28 protein-coding genes and 1 riboswitch are annotated in these 26,594 nt (G+C 65.1%); of the genes, 9 read left to right on the forward strand and 19 right to left on the reverse strand.

From position 1 onward, the window contains the following. Positions 1 to 89: 89 nt before the first annotated feature. From ACVJ5M_RS12015 to ACVJ5M_RS12035, 5 genes are all read right to left on the reverse strand, one after another. Positions 90 to 698: a thiamine phosphate synthase gene (locus ACVJ5M_RS12015; RefSeq protein WP_063981492.1), complete on the reverse strand. Its 609-nt coding sequence runs from the start codon at positions 696 to 698 to the stop codon at positions 90 to 92. Further along, positions 685 to 1,467, reverse strand: a complete 783-nt coding sequence (locus tag ACVJ5M_RS12020; RefSeq protein WP_063986138.1) for a thiazole synthase — start codon at positions 1,465 to 1,467, stop codon at positions 685 to 687. Before ACVJ5M_RS12020 ends, ACVJ5M_RS12015 begins: the two co-directional genes overlap by 14 nt. A gap of 171 nt (positions 1,468 to 1,638) precedes the next feature. Next, positions 1,639 to 1,836: a sulfur carrier protein ThiS gene (gene thiS / locus ACVJ5M_RS12025; RefSeq protein WP_063981493.1), complete on the reverse strand. Its 198-nt coding sequence runs from the start codon at positions 1,834 to 1,836 to the stop codon at positions 1,639 to 1,641. Next, positions 1,827 to 2,837, reverse strand: coding sequence for an FAD-dependent oxidoreductase (locus ACVJ5M_RS12030; protein WP_283017510.1), 1,011 nt, complete (start codon positions 2,835 to 2,837; stop codon positions 1,827 to 1,829). The genes thiS and ACVJ5M_RS12030 overlap by 10 nt, the downstream gene beginning before the upstream one ends. After that, positions 2,825 to 2,953, reverse strand: a riboswitch (TPP riboswitch). (Overlaps the previous gene by 13 nt.) Before the next feature lie 156 nt (positions 2,954 to 3,109). Further along, complete coding sequence (locus ACVJ5M_RS12035; protein ID WP_063981495.1) at positions 3,110 to 3,646, reverse strand: lytic transglycosylase domain-containing protein; 537 nt, start codon at positions 3,644 to 3,646, stop codon at positions 3,110 to 3,112. A gap of 224 nt (positions 3,647 to 3,870) precedes the next feature. Here ACVJ5M_RS12035 and ACVJ5M_RS12040 point away from each other — a divergent pair, with 224 nt between their 5' ends. After that, positions 3,871 to 4,071, forward strand: coding sequence for a hypothetical protein (locus ACVJ5M_RS12040; RefSeq protein ID WP_063981496.1), 201 nt, complete (start codon positions 3,871 to 3,873; stop codon positions 4,069 to 4,071). Positions 4,072 to 4,079: 8 nt separating this feature from the next. Here the strand turns inward: ACVJ5M_RS12040 and ACVJ5M_RS12045 are convergent, their stop codons facing one another. Beyond that, on the reverse strand, positions 4,080 to 5,408 hold the full coding sequence (locus ACVJ5M_RS12045; RefSeq protein WP_063981497.1) for an ATP-binding protein: 1,329 nt from the start codon (positions 5,406 to 5,408) through the stop codon (positions 4,080 to 4,082). Between the two features lie 13 nt (positions 5,409 to 5,421). Continuing rightward, positions 5,422 to 6,186, reverse strand: coding sequence for a response regulator (locus ACVJ5M_RS12050; RefSeq protein WP_063981498.1), 765 nt, complete (start codon positions 6,184 to 6,186; stop codon positions 5,422 to 5,424). Between the two features lie 180 nt (positions 6,187 to 6,366). Between ACVJ5M_RS12050 and ACVJ5M_RS12055 the strand changes: the two genes are divergently transcribed. Together ACVJ5M_RS12055 and ACVJ5M_RS12060 are read left to right on the forward strand one after the other, a co-directional pair. Next, on the forward strand, positions 6,367 to 6,954 hold the full coding sequence (locus ACVJ5M_RS12055; RefSeq protein ID WP_354099548.1) for a hypothetical protein: 588 nt from the start codon (positions 6,367 to 6,369) through the stop codon (positions 6,952 to 6,954). A 237-nt stretch (positions 6,955 to 7,191) separates the two neighbouring features. Then, positions 7,192 to 7,725 (forward strand): PRC-barrel domain-containing protein, encoded by a 534-nt coding sequence (locus tag ACVJ5M_RS12060; protein WP_063981500.1) that lies wholly within the window; start codon positions 7,192 to 7,194, stop codon positions 7,723 to 7,725. Positions 7,726 to 7,948: 223 nt separating this feature from the next. Here the strand turns inward: ACVJ5M_RS12060 and ACVJ5M_RS12065 are convergent, their stop codons facing one another. The 8 genes from ACVJ5M_RS12065 to ACVJ5M_RS12100 all read right to left on the reverse strand — a co-directional run bounded on the left by ACVJ5M_RS12065 (position 7,949) and on the right by ACVJ5M_RS12100 (position 17,527). After that, positions 7,949 to 9,160: an ABC transporter substrate-binding protein gene (locus tag ACVJ5M_RS12065; RefSeq protein WP_028156330.1), complete on the reverse strand. Its 1,212-nt coding sequence runs from the start codon at positions 9,158 to 9,160 to the stop codon at positions 7,949 to 7,951. A gap of 291 nt (positions 9,161 to 9,451) precedes the next feature. Next, positions 9,452 to 10,282 (reverse strand): ABC transporter permease, encoded by an 831-nt coding sequence (locus tag ACVJ5M_RS12070; RefSeq protein ID WP_063981501.1) that lies wholly within the window; start codon positions 10,280 to 10,282, stop codon positions 9,452 to 9,454. Then, the gene (locus ACVJ5M_RS12075) at positions 10,279 to 11,541 is read right to left on the reverse strand and encodes an ABC transporter permease (protein WP_354095473.1); all 1,263 of its coding nucleotides are present in this window, start codon (positions 11,539 to 11,541) and stop codon (positions 10,279 to 10,281) included. Before ACVJ5M_RS12075 ends, ACVJ5M_RS12070 begins: the two co-directional genes overlap by 4 nt. Positions 11,542 to 11,563: 22 nt before the next feature. After that, entirely contained in the window at positions 11,564 to 12,622 is a 1,059-nt protein-coding gene (locus ACVJ5M_RS12080; RefSeq protein ID WP_063981502.1) for an ABC transporter substrate-binding protein, read from the reverse strand. A 56-nt stretch (positions 12,623 to 12,678) separates the two neighbouring features. Further along, the gene (locus tag ACVJ5M_RS12085; RefSeq protein ID WP_063981503.1) at positions 12,679 to 13,803 is read right to left on the reverse strand and encodes an ABC transporter ATP-binding protein; all 1,125 of its coding nucleotides are present in this window, start codon (positions 13,801 to 13,803) and stop codon (positions 12,679 to 12,681) included. Between the two features lie 129 nt (positions 13,804 to 13,932). After that, entirely contained in the window at positions 13,933 to 15,501 is a 1,569-nt protein-coding gene (locus tag ACVJ5M_RS12090) for a DUF4403 family protein (RefSeq protein ID WP_063981504.1), read from the reverse strand. 138 nt (positions 15,502 to 15,639) lie between these two features. Continuing rightward, the gene (locus tag ACVJ5M_RS12095) at positions 15,640 to 16,278 is read right to left on the reverse strand and encodes a Vgb family protein (RefSeq protein ID WP_063981505.1); all 639 of its coding nucleotides are present in this window, start codon (positions 16,276 to 16,278) and stop codon (positions 15,640 to 15,642) included. A 28-nt stretch (positions 16,279 to 16,306) separates the two neighbouring features. Further along, the gene (locus ACVJ5M_RS12100; protein WP_063981506.1) at positions 16,307 to 17,527 is read right to left on the reverse strand and encodes a hypothetical protein; all 1,221 of its coding nucleotides are present in this window, start codon (positions 17,525 to 17,527) and stop codon (positions 16,307 to 16,309) included. A gap of 150 nt (positions 17,528 to 17,677) precedes the next feature. Here ACVJ5M_RS12100 and ACVJ5M_RS12105 point away from each other — a divergent pair, with 150 nt between their 5' ends. Further along, complete coding sequence (locus ACVJ5M_RS12105) at positions 17,678 to 18,472, forward strand: DUF899 domain-containing protein (protein ID WP_354097205.1); 795 nt, start codon at positions 17,678 to 17,680, stop codon at positions 18,470 to 18,472. After that, positions 18,465 to 18,734, forward strand: a complete 270-nt coding sequence (locus ACVJ5M_RS12110; protein WP_063981508.1) for a hypothetical protein — start codon at positions 18,465 to 18,467, stop codon at positions 18,732 to 18,734. Before ACVJ5M_RS12105 ends, ACVJ5M_RS12110 begins: the two co-directional genes overlap by 8 nt. Before the next feature lie 140 nt (positions 18,735 to 18,874). Here the strand turns inward: ACVJ5M_RS12110 and ACVJ5M_RS12115 are convergent, their stop codons facing one another. The 3 genes from ACVJ5M_RS12115 to ACVJ5M_RS12125 all read right to left on the reverse strand — a co-directional run bounded on the left by ACVJ5M_RS12115 (position 18,875) and on the right by ACVJ5M_RS12125 (position 20,654). After that, positions 18,875 to 19,207, reverse strand: coding sequence for a GIY-YIG nuclease family protein (locus ACVJ5M_RS12115; protein ID WP_063981509.1), 333 nt, complete (start codon positions 19,205 to 19,207; stop codon positions 18,875 to 18,877). Between the two features lie 206 nt (positions 19,208 to 19,413). After that, positions 19,414 to 19,836: a c-type cytochrome gene (locus ACVJ5M_RS12120; protein WP_063986139.1), complete on the reverse strand. Its 423-nt coding sequence runs from the start codon at positions 19,834 to 19,836 to the stop codon at positions 19,414 to 19,416. Between the two features lie 110 nt (positions 19,837 to 19,946). Next, entirely contained in the window at positions 19,947 to 20,654 is a 708-nt protein-coding gene (locus ACVJ5M_RS12125; protein WP_063981510.1) for a L,D-transpeptidase, read from the reverse strand. A gap of 275 nt (positions 20,655 to 20,929) precedes the next feature. Here ACVJ5M_RS12125 and ACVJ5M_RS12130 point away from each other — a divergent pair, with 275 nt between their 5' ends. The 3 genes from ACVJ5M_RS12130 (at position 20,930) to ACVJ5M_RS12140 (ending at position 23,605) form a co-directional block, all read left to right on the forward strand. After that, positions 20,930 to 21,982: a glycosyltransferase family 4 protein gene (locus ACVJ5M_RS12130; protein ID WP_063981511.1), complete on the forward strand. Its 1,053-nt coding sequence runs from the start codon at positions 20,930 to 20,932 to the stop codon at positions 21,980 to 21,982. Between the two features lie 35 nt (positions 21,983 to 22,017). Then, positions 22,018 to 22,707: a class I SAM-dependent methyltransferase gene (locus ACVJ5M_RS12135; RefSeq protein ID WP_063981512.1), complete on the forward strand. Its 690-nt coding sequence runs from the start codon at positions 22,018 to 22,020 to the stop codon at positions 22,705 to 22,707. Between the two features lie 238 nt (positions 22,708 to 22,945). Then, positions 22,946 to 23,605: a hypothetical protein gene (locus ACVJ5M_RS12140; protein ID WP_014492925.1), complete on the forward strand. Its 660-nt coding sequence runs from the start codon at positions 22,946 to 22,948 to the stop codon at positions 23,603 to 23,605. 376 nt (positions 23,606 to 23,981) lie between these two features. Here the strand turns inward: ACVJ5M_RS12140 and ACVJ5M_RS12145 are convergent, their stop codons facing one another. Further along, positions 23,982 to 25,646, reverse strand: coding sequence for an aminotransferase class III-fold pyridoxal phosphate-dependent enzyme (locus tag ACVJ5M_RS12145; protein WP_063981513.1), 1,665 nt, complete (start codon positions 25,644 to 25,646; stop codon positions 23,982 to 23,984). A 35-nt stretch (positions 25,647 to 25,681) separates the two neighbouring features. Here ACVJ5M_RS12145 and asd point away from each other — a divergent pair, with 35 nt between their 5' ends. Then, complete coding sequence (gene asd, locus ACVJ5M_RS12150) at positions 25,682 to 26,545, forward strand: archaetidylserine decarboxylase (RefSeq protein ID WP_063981514.1); 864 nt, start codon at positions 25,682 to 25,684, stop codon at positions 26,543 to 26,545. The last annotated feature ends 49 nt before the right edge of the window (positions 26,546 to 26,594 follow it).

Here is a 26,594-nt window from a genome sequence, read left to right on the forward strand (position 1 = left end):
TTGCGACGAAGCAATCCAGACTGTCTCTGCGGAGAGACTCTGGATTGCTTCGCTTCGCTCGCAATGACGGGTGGAGAGAGCGATGCGCATCATGCCGCCTCCAGCGATAGGCCGAGCCACTGCCGCACCCGCGCGTCCGGGTCGGCGTTTTGCGTGACGTCGCTGACGACGGCGATGGAATCGGCGCCGGCGGCAAAAATCTCCGCGGCGTGCTCGAATTTGATGCCGCCGATCGCGACCAGCGGGATGCTGCCGATCCGCTTCTTCCATTCCGTGATCTTTGGAATGCCCTGCGGTTCGAAGCGCATCGATTTCAGCGTGGTGAAGAAGATCGGACCGAGCGCGACATAGTCGGGCTCTGCGGCAAGCGCGGTCTCGAGCTCCGCGTCGTCATGGGTGGAGACGCCAAGCGACAGGCCGGCCTCGCGGATGGCCTTGAGGTCCGCGTCCGCCAGGTCCTCCTGGCCGAGATGCAGATATTTTGCGCCGGCGACGACGGCCGCGCGCCAATAGTCGTTCACGACCAGCTTGGCCTGCGTGTCCTCAGTGATCGCCAGCGCGTCGGTGACGATCTGGAGCGCGTCGGCGTCGTTGAGGTCTTTCGCGCGCAACTGGATGGTGCCGACGCCGAGCTTGGTCAGGCGTTCGACCCATTTGAGGCTGTCGACGACGGGATAGAAGCGATCAGGATACGGCATGCCAGAATGGTGTCCCAACGACAGGGGTGGAGGGGGAGGCGAAGTCGCGGGCGTTCATCAGCCCGGCTTCGTAGGCGGTGCGGCCGGCATCACAGCCGAGACGGAAGGCGTTGGCCATCGCGACGGGATCGGCGGCTTTTGCGATGGCCGTGTTGAGCAGCACGGCGTCGTAGCCGAGCTCGAGCGCCTCGGCCGCATGTGACGGCGCGCCGATGCCGGCATCGACCACCAGCGTGATATCAGGCAGCCGTTCACGCAGCAGTTTCAGCGCGTCGCGGTTGGTGATGCCTTTGGCACTGCCGATCGGCGCGGCCCAGGGCATGACGACCTTGCAGCCGGCATCGACCAGGCGGTTCGCGACCGAGAGATCCTCGGTGCAATAGGGGAACACCTCAAAGCCGTCCTTGATCAGGATGGCGGCGGCCTCAACCAGGCCGACGACGTCGGGCTGCAGCGTGTCGTTGTCGGCGATCACTTCCAGCTTGATCCAGGACGTGCCGAACAGCTCGCGCGCGAGTTTTGCGGTGGTCACGGCCTCGCGCACGCTGCGGCAGCCGGCGGTGTTCGGCAACACGCTGACGTCGAGCTCACGGATCAGATTCCAGAACGCGTCCCCGGTCTTGCCGCCGGCGGCTTCGCGGCGCAGCGACACCGTGACGATGTTCGAGCCGGAGGCACGGATCGCCGCCTGCATGATCGCAGGCGAAGGATAGAGCGCGCTGCCGATCAGCAGGCGGGAGGGGAAGGTTTTGCCGTAGAAGGTCACCATGTCCAAGGTGTCTCCTCAAGTTCAACTGTCGTCCCCGCGAAGGCGGGGACCCATACCGCGTGATTTCTCTTGGGGCACGTGGGGAGAGACCGGCCGCCATAGCCGCTCCCTGTGGTTATGGGTCCCCGCCTTCGCGGGGACGACAAGTGGAGAGAGCGTGCCATCATCACCTCACCCTCCCTGCCGCGGCGTGATGATCTCGATCTCGTCGCCGGCCTTGAGGTGGGTCTCGGCCCAGCGGCTCTTCGGCACGACGTCGTAGTTCAGCGCGATCGCGAAATGGGTGCCCTCATAGTCGAGCTCGCTGAGCAGCGCGTCCACGCTGGCCGAGTTCACCTCGCGCTGCTCGCCGTTGACGATCACCCGCATTGCATCACCTCATTGTCGATCTGGCCGCGCTGGACGTATTGCAGCGTCAGCTCGGCGAGCGCCGGGGCGATCAGGAAGCCGTGGCGGTAGAGGCCGTTGACGGCGATCCTCTCGCCACGAATGCCGATGCGCGGCAGATTGTCGGGGAAAGCGGGCCGAAGGCCGGAGCCGAATTCGATGATCCGAGCCTCGCCGAAGGCCGGATGCACGGCATAGGCCGCGCCCAGCAGCTCCAGCGCCGAGCGCACGCTGACGCCGGTGTCCTCGGCCTCGATCGAGGTCGCGCCCAGCATGAACAGATTGTCCTCGCGCGGGATCACGTAGAGCGGCCAACGCGGATGGATCAGCCGCACCGGGCGCGCCAGCCGCACCTCGCCGGTCTCGATCAAAATCATCTCGCCCTTGACGCCGCGCAGCTCCGGCTGCTCGTCGCGCGCGCCGAGGCCGCGACAGTCGATCACGATGCCGTCGAGGTCTTTGGCGCTGACGTCGCTATCAAACTTGATGGTGCCGCCGGCGGCGCGGATGCGCTCATGCAGCTTCGGCAGCACGCGGCGCGGCTCGACATGGCCCTCGGTCGGGAAGAACAGCGCGTCGCGGAAGCGGCCCTCCAGCGACGGCTCGAGCTCGGCAAGGCTGGCCGCATCGAGCCGGCGGTGGCCGTCGGTCATCCGGGCAAAACGCTCGAAATCGTTGCGCTCGCGCGGGTGGGCGACGACGAGCGAGCCGTTGAAGGGGGTGTCCGGCAGCTCGCGCCGCCAGATGTCCAGGGAGCGCTGGCCGAGCCTGGAGATGATGGGTTCCGCGACCTCCGCCTCGCACCAGGGCGCGAGCATCCCGCCGGCCCAATGGCTGGTGGAATCGGTCATCGCGGCGTCACCGCGCTCGTGTAGCGTCACGGCATGGCCGGCCTGCGCGAACAAAAGCGCCTGCCAGGCACCTGCAATGCCTGCGCCGATGATGGATACCGGGGAATCCGATCGCTTGGTGGTCTGCAACATCCCTGTCCCTTCGCCGGCATGACCCGGATCAGGTTCAAAGGGTCACCGCGGTCCTGGGCCTTCTGACCCATTTAGCGGTATCTCAGCTCCTCCTCGGAGCACCCCTCGGAACGGCTCTAATGTATGCCAGCGGGACGGGGTGGTCAACGCGCTAGCCACAGGGCTGACATTCCGGCGCGGTCCGCCGGACCGAACCCCGGGTGCGCAATTGCGCACCGGGGAAGCTCGAGATTCCGGGCTCGATGCTTCGCATCGCCCCGGAATGACGCTGGCTAGTGGTTGGGAACCTCCTGCGCCCGCGCATTGCTGACGCGCTGGGCCAGCTTCTTATGCGGCGCCATCCCGAGCATCGGCTGCGGATTGCCGTTCGGCTCGAGCCAGGTGTCGTTGCTGGCCTGCTGCACCATTTCCTGGCGCTGCCGCTTTGCAACGTAGTAATAGCCGCCCGCGAAATAACGCACGGCTCGGGCGTGGTCGCCATTGGCGGCGCGATAGGCGCCGGCGAGGTATTTGACGGCGTAGGTGAGGTTGGTGTTGGGATCGCGCAGGCCGGCGGCGTCGCCGGTGTAGCCGACCCCGCGGGCGGTCGCGAGCTTGATCTGCATCAGGCCGATGGTGCCGCCGCGACCGATCAGGCCGGGCTGATAGCGGCTCTCGCGCATGATGACGCGATGCACCAGCGCTTCCGGCACGCCGTTGGCGCGGGCATGGGCCGCGACCATCTCGGCATACTCGGCTTCGCCCGCGAATGCGGCCTGCGGCAACATCAGCCCGGCCGCAACGAGCGCGGCAATACGCAAAATTTTCATTGAATTATTCCTCGGCAGAACGAACCTGCACCCGTGCGCGTTAGGCCGTGGGAACACGGCGATGATGTGGCGAAACGCCGCCAGCGGCGATTTTCGCGGGGCCGTCGTTTTTACGACTCAAACCCAGGTTAGGATTGCACTTGGCGATGTGCGTTACGCGACAGCAGGTCTGTCTATTCGTGCATTCGCCCAAAAATCGCTATTCAAAATTCGGGAGAACGTCCATGACCCGAGCAGACATCGGCGACATCCCCAAGCAGAACCCCTGTGCGCAATGTGGGGCACCGATCCCGTCTCCGGACTGGATCGAGCCGGGCGAAGGCCGCGTTTCCTATCTCTGGAAATGCCACGCCTGCGGCTACCGCTTCGAGGCGGTGGCGATCTTCGAGGAGCACCCGATCGAGCATCCGCCGCTCGCCGCCTGAGGCGTGCCTTACGCCGCCCGCCGCGGCTGCTGCCACACCGGCAATTGCATCCGTACGATCAGCCCGTGCGGCGCGCGGTCGTGCAACGACAATTCGCCGCCATGAGCGATCGCGATCGCGCGCGCGATCGACAGGCCGAGCCCGAAGCCGGTGTGCTCGTCCATGGTGCGCGCGTCATCGCCGCGCGCGAACGGCTCCAGCATCTCCTGCTTGCGCGCATCCGAGATGCCGGGGCCGTCGTCCTCGACGTCGATGACGAGCGTGGTGCCGGATACGTCGAGGCGGATCGTCACTTCGGCGCCGAAGCGAACCGCGTTCTCGACGAGGTTGGTGACGCCCCGATGCAGCTCGTCGGGCCGCGCGGCGGCCGTCGCCGAAGCGGGGCCGTCATAGTGCACGACATGGCCCATGTCGCCGAACTGGTCGGCGATGACCTGGAGCGTGCTCGCGATGTCGACCAGCGTCACCGCCTCGATCTTGCGGTCGTTGCGCAGCAGCGACAACACGGATTCCAGCATCGAGCGCATCTGGTCGAGATCGATCAGCATGCGCCTGCGGTTGCCCTCGTCCTCGATGAACTCGGCGCGCAGGCGCAGCCGGGTGATCGGCGTTCGCAGGTCGTGGCTGATCGCCGCCAGCATCCGGGTGCGATCCGACATCAGCCGCGCGATCCGCTCATGCATGCGGTTGAGCGCGCGCGCGACCGAGCGGATCTCCTCCGGGCCGCGCTCGGGCAGCGGATCGGCCGCCCCGTCCAGGCTGAAATTCTCGGCGGCCCTGGCAAACGAGGACAGCGGCGCGGCCAGCGCGTAGGCCGCCCACAGGCCGAGCATCGTGACGCTGATCAGCGCGAACAGCAGCGTTATCATCCAGGGGCCGCCCCAGAACCGCGGCGGATGCGGGCCCTGCTCGACGCGACCTGCGATCACACTGCCGTCGGGAAGCTCGACCGCGACGCGGTGCACGCCGAAGTTCGGGGTCAGCGCGATCACCTCGTACTGATGGCCGAGATGCCGGCGCACGTTGCGCAGATGCGGGCCACCGCTGTCTTCGGCGACGGAGAAGGTCCCCGGCGCGAGGAGCTCGATGCCGGCATTCGGAAACGCACGCACGATATTGGCGAGGATGCGCGGCCGCTCGCTCGCATCCGTGCCGTTGAGCAGCAGGGCCGCGTCCGCAAGCTGATGGGCGGCGTCGGGCGGCGGCTCGGCCCGGTCCGGCCGGCTGATCAGGAAGCTGGCGGTGAGGATCAGATGCAGCGCGACGATCGACGCCACCACCAGCGCGGCGATCTGTCCACCGATGCTTTTGAGGTGGAAGAAGCGGAACGGCGTCATGACGACCGCTCCACTAACTGCTCAGGGTCGCCGCGACCGCTTCGTTGCCAGCTGCTTCAGTCCCGGCCGCTTCGGTTCTGGGCGTGAACAGATAGCCGCCGGAGCGCACCGTCTTGATGATGGTGGGATCGGCCGGATTGGGCTCGATCTTGCGACGGATGCGGCTGACCAGCACGTCGATCGAGCGTTCGAACGAGCCGGTGTTGCGCCCTTGCGTGAGGTCGAGCAGGCTGTCGCGCGACAGCACGCGGCCGGGCCGTTCGCAGAACGTCCGTAGCAGATCAAACTCGGCGCTGGTCACCGCGACGCGCGCGCCTTCCGGATTGCGCAATTCGCGCAGGCGCAGATCGATGCGCCAGCCCTCGAAGACGAGCGTGGAGGCGCCCTCGATCGAGCTTGCCGCCTGGGCTGCGACCTGGCGGCGTAGCACCGCGTTGATGCGCGCGAGCAGCTCGCGCGGGTTGAACGGCTTTGGCAGATAGTCGTCCGCGCCCATCTCGAGGCCGACGATGCGATCGACGTCCTCGCCGCGCGCGGTCAGCATGATGATCGGCGTCTGCGCCTCCGAGCGTACCTTGCGGCACAGGCTCAGGCCGTCCTCGCCGGGCAGCATGACGTCGAGGATGATGAGGTCGACCCTGTGATCGGCCAAGGCACGCGACATCTCCCGGCCATCGCTCACGGTGGTGACGTTGCAGGCGTTGTTGCGCAGGTACTTTGCAATCAACGTCCGGGTTTCGCGGTCGTCCTCGACGACCAGGATATTGGGATTGGCCATGCGCTTTGTTTGTCCAAGATTCGGGCCAAAAGGCGAAGATTTTTGTTTCGGATTGTTTCTGACTGTCCGGGCGCAACAGCAGGCAATACCCGGGCAGGGAAGCGGCAAGGTCTCGTTAAGGCCGCTAACCATACCGTGGCGGTGTCGCTTACGAAACCCCGCAAAAGCCACGGAGCCATTATGACCTCGATTTCGGCGGCCTCCGCCGGTAACTACCAGTCGCCCCTGCAGCGGCTTCAGCAGCAATTGCAATCGGACGTTTCCGACGGCACGATCTCGTCGTCGGACCAGTCGGCGCTCTCGACCGCGCTGACCGACATCGACACCGCCTTGCAGTCGAGCCGATCCAGCGATCAGTCGAGTGGCACGCGTCCTTCCAAGGACGAGATGAAGTCGAAGATCGACGATCTCATCGCCAACGAAGTGTCGAACGGGACGCTGACCTCGGACCAGGCGGACGAACTGAAGAACGTGTTTCAGTCCGCTTTCGCCAAGGGGCCAGGCGGCGCCGGCGGTCCCGGTGGTCCGGGTGGTCCCGGTGGTTCGGGCGGACCGCCGCCCGGTCCGCCGCCGGATGACAGCTCGTCGGATTCGTCCTCGACGGACTCGACCAGCAGCACGTCGACCAACACGACCACGGCGGACATTCTCCAGCAATTCCTCCAGGCGCTCCAGCAGTCGCAATCGTCGAGCGCGTCCTACGGCGCCAGCGGCAGCTCATTCGGCGGTTCGGATTTCTCCGCACTTCTGATCGACTTCAAGAGCTGACCTGAGCGACGCAGGTCGGCGCGTTCCTCGCCGCGATCGTGCTTCACCCAGGGCGCATGATCGTCGGCGGGGAACTGTGCATCAGGAACGTTCCTCATCGAACGTTCCTGAGTGACGCAGGAACTTTCGTCGCAGCGCAGCGCCATCATCGCGTGACGAAATTGCCGCAGAAAAGGAACTGCGGATGATCGCCGCTGTTCTCTCCGCATAAGCTTTCTGCTGAAGGAGAGGACAACAATGTTGATGAAATCGATCGCCGCCGGCCTTGCCGGCACCGCACTGCTTGCGACCGTTGCGTTCGCGCAAAACCCGACGGCCACCACCGACAAGGCGGCGCCCGCGGCCACCACCACCACAACGACGACGACGACCGCGTCGGGCGAGTGGCGTGCCTCGAAGATGTCGGGCCTGAAGATCTACAACGACGCCAACGAGAACATTGGCTCGATCAACGACCTGCTGATGGACAAGAGCGGCAACATCAAGATTGCCGTGATCGGCGTCGGCGGCTTCCTCGGCATGGGCGAGCATCTGGTCGCCGTCCCCTACGAGAAGCTGAAGTTCGTCAACGAGGCCGTCGCCTACACCGGCACCGGCGCGAAGCCTGCGGCGACCACGACCACTGGCGCTGCGACCGGCACCGAGAAGACCACGACGACCACGACGGCTACGACCGCCTCGTCCACGTCGAAATGGTATCCGGACCACGCCGTGTTCAATGCCAGCAAGGACGAGCTGAAGAACATGCCCGAGTTCAAGTACTCGGAGTAATGCTGCTCACGTGACGGCCGAAACGAGGCGCGCCCGGTTTTCACCGGGTGCGCTGTCGTGTCTTTCGTCTTTCACCTCGCCCCGCTTGCGGGGAGAGGTCGGATTGCATCGAAGATGCAATCCGGGTGAGGGGGAGTCTCGACGAGCCCAACTGGCGCCGTCCCCGCGGAGACTCCCCCTCACCCCAATCCTCTCCCCGCAAGCGGGGAGAGGGAGAAGACGTTCAGTGCGTCACCAGCGGGCAGCCGCCCTTGTCGAGGGGACGGAAGGCTTCGTCGCCGGGGACGGTGGCGATCAGCTTGTAGAGGTCCCACTCACCCTTGGACTCCTCCGGCTTCTTCACCTCGAACAGATACATGTCGTGCACCATGCGGCCGTCGATGCGGATCTTGCCGTTCCTGGCGAAGAAGTCGTTGACCGGGGTTTTGCGCATCTGCTCCATCACCTTCGGCGCCTCGTCGGTCTTGATGGCCTCGATCGCCTTCAGATAGTGCATGGTCGCCGAGTAGAGACCGGCCTGGATCATGGTCGGCATATGACCGACCTTCTCGTTGAACCGCTTCGAGAAGGCGCGCGTCTCCTCGTTCATGTCCCAGTAGAACGCGTCGGTGACGATCAGGCCTTGCGTCGCCTTGATGCCGAGCGAATGGGTGTCGGTGATCTCCTGGAGCAGCGCGATCATCTTCTGGCCACCCTGAACGAGACCGAATTCGGCCGCCTGCTTCAGCGCGTTGGTGGTATCGCCGCCGGCATTCGCCAGCGCGACCACCTTGGCCTTGGAGGCCTGGGCCTGCAGCAGGAAGGACGAGAAGTCCGAGGAATTGAGCGGATGGCGGACCTCGCCGAGCACCTTGCCGCCGCTCTCCTTGACCACGTTGGCGGCGTCGCGCTGCAGCGCCATGCCGAAGGCGTAGTCGGCGGTGACGAAGAACCAGGTGTCCTCGCCGCGCTTCACCATCGCCTTGCCGGCGACATTCGACAGCGCATAGGTGTCGTAGGTCCAGTGCACGGTGTTGGGCGAGCAGGCGACGCCGGTGATATCCGATGACCCGCCGCCGGAGTTGATGTTGATCTTGTTCTTCTCGCGCGTCAGCGCCGAGATCGGCAGTGCCACCGAGGATGTCGGCACGTCGAAGATCGCGTCGACCTTGTCGTTGTCGTACCAGTTGCGGGCGATGTTGACGCCGACGTCGGGCTTGTTCTGGTGATCGGCGGCGACCACCTGTACCGGCTTGCCCGCGACCTTGGCGCCGTAATCGGCAACCGCCATCTCGACGGCGGCGAGCGAGCCCTTGCCGGTCGCGTCCGCATAGAGGCTCGACATGTCCGTGAGCACGCCGATCTTGACGACGTCGTCTGAGATCTGCGCGTGGGCCGTGCCTGATGTGGCGGCGAGAGCAAGACCGGCCGCGACGGCGGCGATGAGTTTTTGCATATGTTTCTCCCTGTGTTGTTGTTTGGGTTTTGTTGCGGGGACTGTTCTAGCGACAATCGGTCGCGGGGGCAAAGCCGGGGATGTGTGAGGTGGCGTGAGAAATAAGTAGGGGGCTGCGGTGTTCTTACCCTCTCCCCTTGTGGGAGAGAGTGGCTCGCCGCGTAGCGGCGAGACGGGCGAGGGGTCTCTCTCCGCACGTACCCATCTTGCATTCGTACTTGCGGAGGTAACCCCTCATCCGGCGCTTCGCGCCACCTTCTCCCACAAGGGGAGAAGGAAGAAAGACGCCTTTCAGGCGCTGCTGCCCTTGAGCCGTTCGTTGCGCCGGCGCAGGCCTTCCAAAGTCGCGAGGAGGATGACCGATACTGTCGTCAAGATCACCGCCGCCGCCGTAATGGTCGGACTGATGTTCTCGCGAATGCCGCTGAACATCTCGCGCGGCAGCGTGCGCTGCTCCGGGCCTGCCATGAACAGCACGATCACCACCTCATCGAAGCTGGTCGCGAAGGCGAACAGCGCACCCGACGCCAAGCCGGGCAGGATCAGCGGCAGGATCACGCGGCGGAACGCATAAAGCGGCGAGGCGCCGAGTGAGGCGGCGGCGCGTGCCAGATTGGTGTCGAAGCTTTGCAGCGTCGCGCCGACCGTGATCACCACAAAGGGCGTCGCCAGCGCGGTGTGGGCCAGGATCAAGCCGAGATAACTGCCGGTCAGTCCGATCGGCGCGAAGAAGAAATACAGGCCGACCGCGGTGATGACGCCGGGCACGACGACCGGCGACAGCACGAAAGCCAGCACGAGCGGTTTGAACCGGCTCTTCCACTGCGCCAGCCCCAGCGCAGCCAGCGTGCCAAGCACCATCGACAGCAGGGTCGAGGCGACGCCGATGATCATGCTGTTCTTCAGCGAATTCATCCAGCGCGGCGAATTGATGAAGTCGTCGTACCAGCGCAAGGAGAGGCCCGGCAGCGGATAGGTGAGGTACGAGCCCGAGCTGAAGGACAGCGGCATGATCGCAAGGATCGGCGCGATCAGGAAGATGAACACCAGCGTGGAGATGACGATGGTCGCGGTCCACGCGATACGCTGGCTGGGCGTGCGGAGGGAAGAATGATCGCTCAATTCTTCATTCCTCCCGTGACCTGCTGCCCCTGCACCAGCTTGCCGTAGACGAGAGCGAGCAAAAGAGTGGCCAGCAGCAGCACCGCTCCCAACGCCGAAGCAAGGCCCCAATTGGCCGTCTCGGTCGTGTAGAGCGCGATGAAGTAGCTGATCATCTGATCGGCGGCGCCGCCGACGAGGGCCGGTGTGATGTAGTAGCCGAGCGCCAGGATGAAGACGAGCAGGCTTCCCGCGCCGATGCCGGGCAGGGTCTGAGGCAGGTAGATCCGCAGGAAGGCAGTGGTCGGTGGCGCGCCGAGCGAGGCGGCGGCACGCATGTACGCAGGCGAGATCGCTTTCATGCTGCTATACAGCGGCAGGATCATGAACGGCAGGAGAACGTGGGTCATGGCCACGCAGACACCGAAGCGGTTGTAGATCAGCCGCAACGGCTCGTCGATGATGCCAAGCCAGTGCAGGCTGTCGTTCACGACGCCCTTGCTCTGCAACAAGACGATCCAGGCGCAGGTGCGGACCAGAAGCGACGTCCAGAACGGCAGCAGGACGAAGATCATCAGCAGGTTCGACCGGCCCGGCGGCAGCGTTGCCAGTAGGTAAGCGACCGGGAAGCCGAGGATCAGGCAGAGTACCGTGACGCTGAAGCTGATGAGGAAGGTGCGGGCGAAGACGTTGCGGTAGATCGCCTGGTCTGATGCGGCCGCGACGATCGCACCATCGACGTTCCGCGTCAGGTCGAGCGCCGCCAGCAGATAGAATCCGGTCACCGGGCCACCGGCATCCTTGATCGTCGTCCAGGTGGCCCGTTCGCGCCAGGCCGGGTTGATCTTGCCCAGTGTCTCCCTGGCGGTGCCGGGCTCCGGCTGCGCCTTCAGATTACGTGCCGTGCTGGTCAGGATCGTACGAAAACCGTTCAGGGCGTAATTGAGCCGCTTGGCCGCGATGGCGATGATGCCGGAAGCGCGCGCCGCCAGGATGTCGCTTGCCAGCGCTGCAAAGGCCTTTTCATCCGGTAGGTCCTTGCCTTCCCAGCTGGCGAGAGCAGCGATGGTTTGCGGCAGAACCTGACGCACCTCGCGGTCATCGACCGCGCGCCACAGCATGCCGGCGATCGGGCCTGCGAAGGTGAAGAGCAGGAAGACGAGAAGCGGCAGCACCAGCGCCAATGCCTTGACCTGACGTGTCCGCTCCGCACGCCGCAATCGGCGCTTGAGCGGCACCTCGGTCGACGCATTGGCGCCGGTCAGGAGCGAGGCCGTCATTGGTCGAGCCTGGTGGGGCGCGCTATTTCGCGGCCCATTTGTTGAAGCGCTCGGTCAGGCGGTCGATGTTCTCGAGCCAGAAGCCAACGTTGATCTCGACCGCGTTCTTGATGTTGTCAGGCGCTGTCGGCAGGTCCTTGAGAACGGCGGGCGCGAGGAGGGCGGCTGCGTCCTTGTTCGAGGTGCCATAGGCGATGTTCTGCGACAGCTTTGACTGGTTCTCCGCCTTGCCCGCGAAGTCCAGGAACTTGTAGGCCGCGTCCTTGTTCGGGCTGCCCTTCAGGATGACCCAGCTGTCGAGGGTGAAGAGCGCTCCGTCCCATACGATGCCAAAATTCTTCTTGTCGTTCTTGTTCGCGGTGTCGATGCGGCCATTGTAGACCGAGGTCATCGCCACCTCGCCGGAGGCGAGCAATTGCGGCGGCTGGGCGCCGGCCTTCCACCAGACGATGTCGCCCTTGATGGTGTCCAGCTTCTTGAACGCGCGCTCGACGCCCTCGTCGGTCGCCAGCACCTTGTAGACGTCCTTCGGTGCGACGCCGTCGGCCATGAGGGCGATCTCCAGCGTGGTCTTCGGGCCCTGACGCAAGGCGCGCTTGCCCGGAATCTTTTTGGTGTCGAAGAAGTCGGCCCAGCCGTTGGGGGCGTCCTTCAGCTTGTCCTTGTCGTAGCCGAGAACGAAATCGTAGAGGATGGCGCCGACGCCGCAGGGATTGACCGACGGCGGTATATAGGCGGCCTCGCCGCCGATTTTGGAATAATCCATCTTCTCGAACAGGCCTTCCTCGCAGCCGACCGCGAGTTCGTCGCTCTCGACCTGGACGAGGTCCCAGGTGGCGGCACCACCCTGCACCTTGGCGCGCAGCACGCCGACGCCGCCGTCCCAGGACTCGTCGTTCATCGCGACGCCGGCTGCTTTCTTGAACGGCTCGAAATAGACCCTCTTCTGGGCATCCTGATAGGCGCCGCCCCACGACACGACGGTGAGGTCACGCGCCTGCGCGACCGTGGCCAGCGCGGCGCTGGCGCTGAACGCCACGGCGAACCCCAGAGCAATCTTGCCAGTCTTGCGCTTCAGCATGGTCCTTGTTCCTTCTTCATCTGCGTTGCGTTGAGGTTGATCGATGCCGGTCCGGATCAGACGGGATCGAGGGCCAGGCAGTCCTCGGGACGGAAGGTGATGAATACGCTTTCACCAGATCTTAGACTGCCATGTCTCAATCCGTCATGCGTCCCCGGCTGAAGCTTGACCATGAACTCCCCGTTGCCGGCGACATCGAGCACGGCCAGTGCGTGGTCGCCGAGATAGATGGTGTTCTGCACCTTCGCCGGCAGCCGGTTCGGTCCCTCGCTGGAGGTGCCGTCCGGGATGATGGCGATCCGCTCCGGCCGCACCGACAGGGAGGTCGACGCGCCCGCGCCGGATACATTGACCGCCCGTGCGGTCACGGCGCCGCCACCAGCCAGCGTGACGCGGCAATAGTCCTTCTCGATCGTCTCGACGGTGCCGGACAGCACGTTGTTCTCACCGATGAAGTGAGCGACGAAGCTGTTCACCGGATGCTCGTACAGCGCGTCGGGCCGGTCGATCTGCTGCACGATGCCGTCGTTGAACACGGCGATGCGATCCGACATGGTGAGCGCTTCGCTCTGATCGTGGGTGACGTAGACGACGGTGATGCCCATCGTCTCGTGCAGCTGCTTGATTTCCAGTTGCATCTGCTCCCGCAGGCGCTTGTCGAGGGCGCCCAGGGGCTCGTCCATCAGCACGAGCTGCGGATTGAAAACCAGCGCGCGGGCCAGCGCCACGCGCTGCTGCTGACCGCCGGACAGCTGCCCGGGCCGCCGGTGCGCCAGGGTTTCCATCTTGATCATGCGCAACGCCGCGTTGACGCGTTCCTGCGCCTCGGCCTTGGCCGTGTTGCGAACGGATAGCGGGAAGGCGATATTCTCCGCGATCGTCAGGTGCGGGAACAAGGCATAGTTCTGGAACACCATGCCGATGTCGCGCTTATGCGGCGGCACGTTCTTGATCGGCCGTTCGGCGAGGTAGATTTCGCCATGGGTTGGAACCTCGAAGCCGGCCAGCATCATCAGCGTGGTCGTCTTGCCCGAGCCCGACGGACCGAGCAGGGTGACGAACTCGCCCTTCCTGATTTCGAGATCGAGGTTCTTCACCACGAGGTGCTCGCCATCGTAGGTCTTCTGAATGCCGGAAAAGCGCACCAGCGCCGGCGCAGGCGTGACCATGCCGGCTTCCATGTTGTCCTCGCGTTGTCCCCTGCAGTGCTGTCAGCACCTCGTTCGAGGTTGCGAGAAACAGCTTAGCATCCTCCGACGAGAATGCCAGCGGCGCAAGCGACGCGCGCGGGTCCGGCGAGTGAAGACGCGCTACATCCCCGACAGCTTCGTCACGTAGACGTTCAGCGAGCCGCCGGCTTCGGCGACGATGCGCAGCGTCTTGGAATCGAAGGCGATGTCGGCGAGGGTCAGGCTGTCGATCTTGGCGTCGACCTTGAGGCCATCCTCGCTCTTCTGGTAGTCGGCGATCGCGGCCGCGATCTTCTCGCGCGCATTGGCGGCGATCGGCTTCAGATCGAGCGTCGCCTTCTGCACCAAGGCCTGCTGCATCTGCGGCACCACCGCGCGTGCGGCCGCGCCGAGCAGGCCGAAGGCGGCCTCGGATTCCACCGCGAGCTGGATGTCGGCGAGCCGCAGCGTCTGCTGCGCCTGGTCGAGCATCGGCCGGCCCCAGATGTGCACGGTCGCTTCGGCGCCGAGACCGAGCCAGCTCTTCTTCTCCTTGGCACGCACCAGCAGCGAGATCAGGAGACGATCGCCTGACGGCACCACGTTGACGCCTTTCACGGTGACGTCGACCGGGCCGGAGCCGTCCTCGGGATAGGTGTGGCCGACCATCTGCGCCGCGATCAGCTTGTTGATCTCGGTGAAGGGCACGTCGATCGGCACGCCGATGTTCACGCCGGTGCCGGTCGGCGGCACGATCGAGATCTTGTCAGGGAAGGGACAGTCCGGCTTGGTCGACGTCGAGGTCACGCGCGTCTCGAGCTCAAGGCCGAGCAGCAGCGTCACGTTCTGCGCGTCGACGCGCGGCTGCGCCGCGATGGCACGGGTCGGTTTCATCTCGAGCCAGAGCGGCGGCAGCGAGGCCGAGGAGCCCGAGCCCTGCAGCGGGATCGAGCGGCAGGCCTTGGCCCATTGCAGCTTCGCATTCTCGCGCAGCGAGGGATCGTTGCGGATGCGCTCGGAGACGATGTTGATCTGCTCGCCGACATTCTTGTCGATCAGCGGCTTCACCTGCGCCGGCACGTTGACCTTGGCGCCGGAGACGTTGAGGTTGGTGTCGCCGAGATTGACCTGGGCGCCGAGATTTGGCTCGAGATGCCAATTGGCCGCGAGCTTCGGGCGCGAGGTGACGACCACGTTGCCCTTGATCTCGGCGCTGGCGTTCAAATTCTTGATGTTGACCGCGCCGATCCGTTTCGCTGCGTCGCCGCCGAGCACGCTGCCGAGCGCGTCGCCGAGCGCGCCGGTGGCTTTCGACGACAGCGAGCCCGTCACGTTCAGCTTGCCATTGAGCGGCGTCGAGATCGTCAGCACGTCCTTGTCGCCGGCAGCCGCCATCGGCCCGCGCACGGCGGACCAGCCGATGTCGGCATTCTCCAGGATCTGCGAGATTGGATTATCGGCCTTGCCGGCGAAATTGCGCGGCGCGGCTTTCTCGGCCTGTTCGCGGATCGCCGATATCGCGATCGCCACCGGCGCCACCACGATCGAACTCTTCGCGACCGGCGGCAGCGGCGGCAATTGCGCGACCGGCGGCGCAGTCGTCGCCGCGCGCGGCGACAGCCAGTCCATCGCCTTCAGGCTGACGAAAAACGACGCCGCGAGCACCGCCACGGCGATCAGGACAGTCTTCAAGTTCAGCGTCAGTCGCATCAATCCCCCAAGCCACCCAGGGTCGGAAGTCTACAGGGCAGGCGAGGGGGGCGCTAGAGCGCACCGGTGGGGTGGAATTGGGGCGAACAGATTAACGGTTGCGGCAGCATCGGTGCCGCGCATCCGTCATCGCGCACCTTAGCTGCGCCGCGGGCGGCGAACCGCCCTCACATTGCCGCGATCGCCACCGCCGCAGAAGAAGCGGTCGCCGCCGTCGGACTCCAATCCTGACACCATCGTCCCGGCGGGCAGGTCGAGCTGCTCCAGCACCTTGCCGGTCTCGGGATCGATCCGCCGCAAATCGCTTTCCTCGCCCTCCCAGGTGCCATGCCAGAGCTCGCCGTCGACCCAGGTGACGCCGGTCACGAAGCGCTTGCTTTCGATGGTGCGGAGGATCTTTCCCGTCTCCGGATCGACCTGATGGATCTTGCGCTCGCGATACTGACCGACCCACAGCGAGCCCTCCGCCCAGGCCAATCCGGAATCGCCGCCGCCGCCCGGGGCCGGAATCGTGCTGATCACCTTGCCGGTGGCGGCGTCGATCTTCTGGATGCGATCCTCGGCGATCTGGAACAGGTGCCGGCCGTCGAACGCCGTCCCCGCATGCGCGGCGACATCGATGCAGCGTGCGATCTTGCCGTTGGCCGGATCGACCGCATTCAGCTTGTCGCCGGATGCGAACCAGACATGGGTGCCGTCGTAGGTGACGCCATGCACGGCCTCGACACCCGCAAAAGGTCCGTACTCCCTGACGATCTCGGCGGCGGAACGCTTCATGTGCTTGATCCCTCTGATGTGATCCAACTTACGCCTTCAGGAGCGGTCCGGGGAGTAACAAGCCTGTCGGGAAACCCGGGACGGGCGGGGTCATCCAGCGCCGTGCCCGGCCGTGTCCGAACGATTGCACCTTGTTCGACCGCGCCAGCTCTTCGAGGGCCCGCTGCACGGTGCGGGCGCTCGTCCCCAGCGCCAGCGCGAGCGCCGAGCTTGACCAGGGCTCGCCGTCGGAGAGGACGGCGAGCACCGCGGCGTGCTTCTCCTCGACGGGACGTGCCAGCACGAGGACGTCGCGCGTCTTGCGCGGCGCCAGCACAAAACCCTGCTTCGTCGCGCTGATGTCGGCCAGCGGCTTGAGCTGGGTGCGGAGCCGCCCGATCTCCACGCGCAACCGCGCGCGATGCGATTCGTCGGCGTGCTTCGCCCGGAACGCGCCTGATATCAGCGCCTCTCGCGAGACATCGGCGGGCCATGCCTGCGCCAGGAGGCGGGCGAGCGCGAACAGCACCGGGCGCGTTCCGAGCGATACGACGCGGCCTTGCCTGCGCAGGGCATGATGAAAGGTGTCCACGACGAGCGCCGTCGAGGTCGCCAGTCTCTCGACCTCCCCGAGCAACAACGGATGCTCGCTGCCGCGCGCGATCAGGCGCGCCGCCGGCGTGTCGAGGATCAGGTTCGCGTTGTCGACCTCGGCCACGAGCGCCGGGATCTTCGCCTGCCGCGCTGCGTGAGCCGCGCGGTTGAGCGCCGCGCGCGCATCTTTCGCTCTCAGTCGTCTGATGGCGATGCCGGCGACCACGAGCTCGCGGACGACCTGAGAGGCAGGCGGGAGCGGGGAGGGGCTGAGCTCGGCCAGCGTGCGCTCGGCTTCGTCGAGCTGCCCGACGAGGAGGAGGCGGCGCGCCTCGATGTGGCCTGCATGAGCTGCATTGGCGAGATCGCCGTGCTGTTCGAGCGTCGCGCGGGCCGCTGCGAGCGTTTTCACCGGCCAGCTCAGGTCGCGCGAGACGAGCGCGATCTCGGCTTCGGCCACCACGCATCTTGCGCGCGCCACCGCCTCTCTCGGACCGAACGCGCGCGCAGCGCTCCGCAGCAGCGTCTTCGCCTTCGCGAGATCGCCGAGCTGCGCCATCGCGATGCCGCGTAGCGCCAGCGACGGTGCATCGTTGCGCAGCGCAACGCGGTTCAGCGCGCCGAGCGGATCGCCGGCCTCAAGCGCGCGCGCGGCGGCCGTGATCAGCGAGTCCATTCAAATCCCGCCACACTTGTTACTCCCTCCGCGCAACCGCTTGGTGCCAGAAATCGTTGACGACCGACAATGTGCGGTGAGGGTCGAGCGGTTCCGCGTCCGTCGTAGCGCGACGCGGAATGACCGCCCGGGCAAGAGGAATGGAGAGCCATGATGACATCAGCAGACAACGCAGGAACTAACGGACAGGCCGCCATGCAAACACCGCCGGTGGTGTCGCCGCAGGACTGGGAGGCCGCCCGTCAGCAACTGCTCGTGAAGGAAAAGGCGCATACCCGTACCCGCGACGCCCTCGCCGCCGAGCGCCGGCGCATGCCGTGGATGGAAGTCACCAAAACCTATGCGTTCGAGGGGCCCGGCGGCAAGATCAGTCTGGTGGATCTGTTCCAGGGCCGGCGGCAGCTGATCGTCTACCGGGCCTTCTTCGAGCCGGGCGTGCTCGGCTGGCCCGATCAAGCCTGCCGGGGCTGCTCCATGGTGGCCGACCAGGTCGCCCATGTCTCGCATCTGAACGCCCGCGACACCACGCTCGTGTTCGCCTCGCGCGCGCCCCAGGCCGACATCATCAGGCTGAAGCAGCGGATGGGCTGGACCATGCCCTGGGTCACCGTCACCGACAGTTTCGACGCCGATCTCGGCGTCGACGAATGGCACGGCACCAACGTGTTCTACCGCGACGGCGACCGCATCTTCCGCACCTACTTCATCAAGAGCCGCGGCGACGAGCAGATGGGCGGCACCTGGAACTATCTCGACATCACGCCGCTCGGCCGCCAGGAGGTCTGGGAGGACTCGCCAAAGGGCTATCCGCAGACGCCGACCTACAAATGGTGGAACTGGCACGACAGCTACGCGGAAGGCGCTGCGCCCGACAAGAAATGGGTCGAGATCTCGACGGCCGGCGAGAAGGCCTTTCGCGACGAGGCCGCGGAAGGCCGTGACTAGTCCCGCCAACGTGGCCACCGGCGCGAGCCGCGATGGCGTGGTGGCCGCACGCCACCTCGCCAGATGGCTGGCTCTGGCGGCGACGCCGACCTTCGCGATCATGGCCGTGCTGACGGCCGTGCTCGGCGGCCCGGCGGACATGCTGTGTGCCGCCGGGTACGGCTCCGTGCTGAGTGGGATGGTGCCGATGTATCTGCTGATGAGCGCGTTTCATTCAGCGGCATGGCTGAGGCTGATCGCGGAGCGGCGGCGGGCGCGGTAAGCGGTAAGCGGCTTCCGCCGGTGTGAACGCCTCGTCCTTCGAGACGCGCGCAAGAGCGCGCTCCTCAGGATGAGGCTAACTAGCGCTTCGTAGGTTAGTGCAGGTCCTTCGAGGAAAACCTCGAGCCGCGCACTCCGCCCTCATCCTGAGGAGCCCGCCGCGGGTGGGCGTCTCGAAGGATGATGAGATCCGCGCTTTGCCAATTCATGCAGCTCGGCAAAATCTCCGCGCATGAAGGCTTCCTTCTTGGCGCGGCTCCATTTCTTGAGCTTGCGCTCGCATTCGATCGCGTCGGTAATCCGGTCGAACCATTGCGAGAAGACCAGGGTCACGGGCCTGCGTGACTTCGTATAGCCGCCGAACGTGCCAGCGTTGTGCTGCGCGATTCTGAGCTCAAGCTCGGTGCGCGTCGTGCCGATGTAATAGCTGCCGTCGACGCATCTGAGAATGTAGAGGTACGCGCCTTCTGTCATCGTGCCCGCCCCATCCTTCGAGACGACCGCTTCGCGGTCTCCTCAGGATGAGGCTAACTGGCATCCATGACGTGGTGCAAGCACTGTGGACAGATTTGCGGCCACGCACTCCGCCCTCATCCTGAGGAGCCCGCCGGAGGCGGGCGTCTCGAAGGATGCGCCGCAATCGCATCGCAAACCAAAATGCAGCGGTGCACCGTGGCCCGCTACTGTGAACCCGATGTCGCCTGCAGATACGCAACCACCCTAGCCGCGTCCTCCGCGGAGACGCCGCCATAGGGCTGCATCTTGTTGCCGGACACGACCTCATCCGGCTTGACCATGAAGCGGGTCAGCTTGTCCCGGTCCCAGACGAAGCCGGCGTCCTTCATCGACGGAGAGTAGTTGTAGTCCGGCAGCGAGCCGGCCTTGCGTCCCACGATCTTGCTGAGATTGGGACCGAGGCGATTGTCGCCATCCTTCACCGAGTGGCAGGTGCGACAGGAATTGTTGAAAGCCTGCTGGGCCGCCTCGTCGTTCGCCGGCTGCTGGGCGAGCGAAGGGGGCGCTGACAGGAGCAGCGTCAATGCGCCGGCACCAACGATCGAGCGCAGCCATGGACCTGGCGACCTTTGCAGGCGTGATCGCATCCGCGCCTCCGAACAGTGCTTCTCCAGGCGAGGCCGCCCGGAGAGCATGATGCAAACGAAAACGGCCCCGGTGGGTTCCGGGGCCGTTTGCGTCACAATGTCCTGTCGCGTTAGCGCGTTGCGGCGCCGAGATCCGCGCGGCGTTCCGTCATCGGCAGCACGATCACCTTGGTGCCGACGTTGACGCGGGAGTAGAGGTCGGTGACGTCGTCGTTGGTCAGGCGGATGCAGCCGGACGAGACGTGCTTGCCGATCGTGTCGGGGGCGTTAGTGCCGTGGATGCGGTAGATGGTGCCGCCGAGATACATGGCGCGCGCGCCGAGCGGGTTGCCGGGGCCGCCGGCCATGTGGCGCGGCAAATAGGGCTGGCGGGCGATCATTTCCGGCGGCGGGGTCCAATCCGGCCACTCGGCCTTCTTGGTCACCGACTGTACGCCGGACCAGGTGAAGCCGTCGCGGCCGACGCCGATGCCGTAGCGAACGGCCTGGCCGTTGCCGAGCACGTAATAGAGATAGGTGTTGGGCGTATCGATGATGATGGTGCCCGGCGCCTCACGCGTCGCATAGGAGACGGTCTGGCGGCGGAAGCGCGCCGGCATCTCGACCGCATCCTGATCCTCGGACGGCGCGGCCTGGTAAGGCGTCGCCTGATAGGGCTGGTAAGGCTGCGGCGCGGCCATCGGCGGCAGCGGCTGGAAGAAGGGGAAGAGCTGCACGGGCGCAGCCTTCACCGGACCGGCAAATGCGATTGCGGAGATCGCGACGGCGCTGAGCGCAACGGCGCACGAATACGTCTTGAACGTGTCCAGATTGATCATTGATCGCCCCTGTTTGATCGGTGTTTCTTGACCACCGCGGCACCGTTTCGGTGCTCCGTTGCCCAAATCACTAACGACAAAACGTTTCGGGAGCTTTGCGCGGAAAACCGAAAACGGTTTCATGGCGGAAAGGATTTGTTTCATGACGGTTTCGTGGCGGCGCGGACCCGTTAACCAACAAAACAGCGGGCCGACACTTCTGTGACGTCACACGCCTGAAATATCCGTGGTTGATGGTCCTAAGCCGAGAATCATCAAACTCTCGGGATTTCCCCATGCGGGTATTAATCGCGACTGACGCCTGGCATCCGCAGGTTAACGGTGTGGTCCGGACGCTGACCTCGCTGGCGAATGCGGCCAAGGCGCTCGACGTCGAGATCGACTTCCTCACCCCGGACGGCTTTCGGTCCTGGCCGCTACCGACCTATCCGGGCCTGCGCATCGCGCTGCCGAGCGGCAAGGAGATCGCGCGGCGGATCGAGAAGGCCGCGCCGGAAGCGCTGCACATCGCGACCGAGGGGCCGATCGGCTGGGCCGCGCGCGCTTATTGCCGCCGCAACCGCCTTGCCTTCACCACCTCCTACACGACGCGCTTTCCCGAATACATCTCGGTGCGGACCGGTATCCCTGATGCCGTCGGCTATGCCGTGCTGCGCCACTTCCACGATGCCGCCGCGATGACCATGGTGGCGACGCCTTCGCTGCGGCAGGAGCTCTCCGAGCGCGGCTTCAAGCGGCTCGGCTTCTGGACGCGCGGCGTCAACACCGAGCTGTTTCATCCAGACAGCCCGGCCAAGCTCGATTTGCCGGGCCCGATCTTCATGACCATGGGCCGCGTCGCGGTGGAGAAGAACCTCGAAGCGTTCCTCTCGCTCGACATGCCCGGCACCAAGGTCGTCGTCGGCGACGGCCCGCAGAAGGCGGCGCTCGAAAAGAAATATCCGGATGCCGTCTTCCTCGGCGAGAAGAAGGGCGCGGATCTGACCGCGCATCTCGCCGCCGCCGATGTCTTCGTCTTCCCGAGCCTGACCGACACGTTCGGTGTGGTGCAACTCGAGGCGCTCGCCTGCGGCACGCCGGTGGCGGCGTTTCCGGTGACGGGCCCCAAGGACGTCATCGCCGATCATCCGATCGGCGCGATCGACCATGATCTGCGTACCGCGTGCCTCCGCGCGCTCACCATGTCGCGCGAGACCTGCCGTAACTTCGCGCTGGAGCGTTCCTGGGAAAACAGCGCGCGGCAGTTCGTCGGAAACCTCACCTCACTTCAGCCCAGCCGCATCCTGCGCGCCTCGCCGGTCATGGCGCGGCGGCCGGTGCGCGGCTGATCTGCAACGTTTGACCCACAGCGAGAACCTCATCGATGGCTAAGATCATGAACCTTGACGGCACCCAGCAGCTCGACCTCACCCGTGGCACGGTTGAGCAGGCCTATGACCGCTGGGCGCCCGTCTACGATCTCGTGTTCGGCGGCGTGTTCGCCAAGGGCCGGCAGGCCGCGATCGCGGCCACCAACAAGATCGGGGGCCGTGTGCTCGAGGTCGGCGTCGGCACCGGCATCTCGCTGCCGCTCTACGCGCCGCATCTGCGCATCTTCGGCACCGACATTTCGGAAGCGATGCTCGACAAGGCGCGCCAGCGCGTCACCGAGGGCAATCTGAAGAATGTCGAGGGCCTCGCGGTGATGGACGCCGAGAAGCTCGAATTCCCCGACAATTCCTTCGACGTCGTGATGGCGCAATATGTCGTCACCGCCGTGCCGAACCCGGAAGTGGCGCTCGACGAATTCGCCCGCGTGCTGCGCCCGGGCGGCGAGCTGATCATCCTCACCCGCGTCAGCGCCGATACCGGCATGCGCCGCTTCATCGAGCAGAAGCTCCAGCCGGTGGTGCGTCCGCTCGGCTTCCGCACCGCCGAGTTCGCCTGGTCGCGTTATGCGAAGTGGCTCTCCGGTGCCAAGGGCATCGAGCTCGCCGAGCGCCGCCTGATTCCGCCGCTCGGCCATTTCTCGCTGGTGCGCTTCCGCAAGGTCGACGTCGCCAAGGCAGCCTGACCGTCACTCCTTATGGTGAGGAGGCGCGTAAGCGCCGTCTCGAACCATGAAGGCCCGTGCTGATGCAGCTCGGCCTTCATCCTTCGAGACGCGCGTTCCGCGCTCCTCAGGATGAGGGGAGAGAGTAACACGTGCGTCATCGCGCCGCTGCACATCGTCACATGACAAAATGATGATGTCACACGGCCTACATCGAATCCCTGTAAATCCTGAACCCGAAAGCATTTTGGGGGAGAGCATGATCAAGAATTATCTCGAGCAGCTGCGGATCCAGCGCTGGGACGACCATCGCTACTATCACCACAGCCGCATCAATCAGAGCCTGCACTTCGTCAGCGCGCTGAGCTTTCTCTTCGCCTATGTCTGGCTGTTCGTCGATCCCATGATCTCGGCGCTGGTCGGCTGGCTGGTGTCGATGACCTCGCGCCAGGCCGGTCACTTCTTCTTCGAGCCGCACGATTACGACCACATCAACCAGGCGACGCACGAGTACAAGGAAGACATCAAGGTCGGCTACAACCTTCAGCGCAAAGTGGTGCTGATGGCGATCTGGGCGCTGTCGCCGCTGGTGCTGGTTGTCGATCCGACGCTGTTCGGCCTGTTCACGCCCTGGGCGAGCGCGACCGATTTCATGCGGCAGGTCGCCAAGATCTGGCTGGTGATCGGCGGCGGCGGTCTGTTGTTCCGCACCGTGCACCTGTTCTTCATCCGCGATGTCGAGACCGGCCTAGTCTGGATGACCAAGATCCTGACCGATCCCTTCCACGACCTGATGCTCTATCGTAGCGCGCCGCTCGCCCTGATGCGCGGCGAGCTGATGGATCCCGGCCTGCACCTCAACCCCGAGCACACGCTGGGTTTGATCTCCGAGCCCACGCTCGAAGAGCAGCACGCCTGAGCGCGCTGTTCTCACACAACACTCCGATGTCTGATGGTTACGTCATGCCCGGCCTCGTGCCGGGCATCCACGTCTTGGGGATACCTTTAAAGTGACTCAGCGGAGCCCAGCGCTCTCTTCACCTCGCCCCGCTTGCGGGGAGAGGTCGGATTTGCGCGTAGCGCAAAGCCGGGTGAGGGGGGCTCTCCGCGGGGGGGCTGCTAGTGGATCGTTGATCAACTCTCACCGCATGCGCGGAGACTCCCCCTCACCCCGACCCTCTCAGCGCGAGCGTAGCTCGTCGCGGCCCCGCATCCGCCTTCGCCAAGGCTTCGGCGGACAAGGGCGGGGCGAGGGAGAAGGGCGGGCGGTGATCGGGGTTAAGAGTGAGAAAGCCTCAGCGCCCGAAACGCTTGGCCAGCATCTCTTTCAAAATCTGCCGCTTGATATTCTTGTTGGTGAGCACGCCGTCGTGCCACCAGAAGCCGTCGGCTTTCATCTTCTCGGCGGCGCGAACGAACCGCTCGGCGACCTCGGTGAAATCGGCGTCGGTGTAGTTCAGGCTGAAGATCAGTCGGCCAGTGCCGACCCAGCTCAGCGACAGGCCTTCGGCGCGCAGATAGTATTGCAGCATCCAGTTGTAGCGGGACGGGGTGGTGTATTTCACCGTCCAGATCGACGAGAAGTTGGCGAACCGCACCGGCAGGTCGGCGTCGGTCATCATCTGGTTGAGCTTTTGCGCGCGGCCGTTCCAGGTAGCGTCCAGCCCATCATAGATGGCACGGAAGTTCGGGCTGGCGAGGCGGCTCAAGAACTCGTCCATCGCCGTCATGACGTAGGGGTGCGAGTTGAAGGTGCCGCGGGCGAAGCAGATATCGGCGGGACGATCGTCGCGGAAGCGGCGCATCAATTCCTTCTTGCCGCAGACGACGCCGACCGGCAGGCCGCCGGCAAGGCTCTTGCCGTAGGTCACCATGTCGGCCTTGACGCCAAAGTACTCCTGGGCGCCGCCGGCGGCGAGACGGAAGCCGACGAAGACCTCGTCGAAGATCAGCGCGATGCCGCGCTCGGTGCAGACTTCGCGCAGCTTCTTGAGCCACTCGGTATACGCCGCGCGGTCAAAGTTGCCGCCGCGGGAGGAATCGACCAGCGAGGAATCGCCGGGCGCGTTGCCGTTCGGATGCAGGCCCTGCAACGGATTGACCAGGACGCAGGCGATGTCCTTGCGCGTGCGCAGCACGTGCAGCGTCTTCTCGGACATCTCGGCGAGGGTGTAGGTCTCGTGCGCGGGAATGGGGTTGCCGACGCCGGGCTGCACGTCGCCCCACCAGCCGTGATAAGCGCCGGCGAAACGGACGAGATGGGTGCGCTTGGTGTGGTAGCGCGCCAGCCGCACCGCCTGCATCACGGCCTCGGTGCCGGACATGTGGAACGAGACCTCGTCGAGGCCCGAGATCTGGCAGAGCCGCTGCACGTTCTCGAGGATGACGGGGTGGTAGGGGCCGAGCACGGGTCCGAGTGCATGCGCGCGCTTCTCCGAGCCCTCGATGCACTCCTTGTAGAAGTCGTTGCCGAAGATGTTGACGCCGTAGGATCCGGTGAGGTCGTAGGAGGTGTTGCCGTCGACATCCGTGACGGTGACGCCGCTGGACGATTCCATGAAGGTCGAGGTGCCCAGATGCTCGCGGACGAGGCGCGAGAACTGGAACGGCACGCGGTAGGTTTCGGTGAAGTGCAGGTCGGAGATCTTTTCCGCCGCTTCCTTCGTCATCGCGCGGCCCTTGGGGTAGCGCTCGGCGTAAAGGCTGGCGAGGCGGAAGAAGGCGTCCTTGCGCTGCTGCACCACGTTATCAGGCGCGCCGTCGCAGCCGAAGTACTTGTCGCCCTCGAACTCGTAGAACGGGAGCAGCTTGGCCACCCGGCGCGACATCTTGGAGTGTCCGGCGAGCGACCGGTGCTTGGCGCGGGACAGTTCGATCCGCGCTTTGATCTTCGGGAAGGCGGCGGCAGCGGACGCTGCGGCGGCCACGGAAAATGAGAGAATCGGGAGTGTCGTTTCCATGACAACAAGCGCTAATACTGCGAGCTGACAGATTCATGACAGTCAAAGCCCTCATTGCCTCTTTCACCCAGCAGGAAGACCTCAACTTCCTGTTGACCAACCGCATCCCCCGCGCGGCCCTGACCCGCTTCATGGGCCGATTCTCCAAGATCGAGAACCCGCTCGTCAGGGACTTCTCGATCGCGCTGTGGAAGCTGTTTTCCGACCTCGATCTATCGGAGGCGCGCAAGACCCACTTTAGGAGTCTGCACGATTGTTTCACCCGGGAACTCAAGCCGGGGCTGCGGCCCTTTGATCCCGACCCCTCCATTGTCGCCAGCCCCTCGGACGGCATCGTCGGCGCCCATGGCCGGATCGCCGACACCGAGCTGTTCCAGGTCAAGGGCGCGCCCTATTCGCTGCTCGACCTGCTCGGTGACTCCGCGCTCGTGGATCAGCACCGCAACGGAAGCTTCGTCACGCTGCGGTTGACCTCGAGCATGTATCACCGCTTCCATGCGCCCTATGATGCACATATCGAGCGCGTCACGCTGATCCATGGCGACGTCTGGAACGTCAACCCGATCGCGCTGAAGCGGGTCGAGCGTCTGTTCTGCAAGAACGAGCGCGCGGTGATCCGCACGCATTTGTCGACCGGCGAAGCCGTGACGCTGGTGCCGGTCGCCGCGATCCTGGTCGCGAGCATCCGCCTGCACTTCCTCGACATGGTGCTGAACGCGCAGACTCGCGGCCCGGTCAATTTCCCCTGCGACGTCAACGTGACCAAGGGCGAGGAACTCGGCTGGTTCGAGCACGGCTCCACCATCATCATCCTGGCGCCGGGTGATTTCAACTTCTGCGACGGCATCGGCGAGGGCACCCGCATTCGCGCAGGTCAAGCGCTGTTGAAGAAGAACTAGCCTTCAATCCGCCGCGTCGGCAGCCTATATCGTCGGCGGGCCGATTGGA

The organism is Bradyrhizobium sp. S3.7.6, from assembly GCF_054061875.1.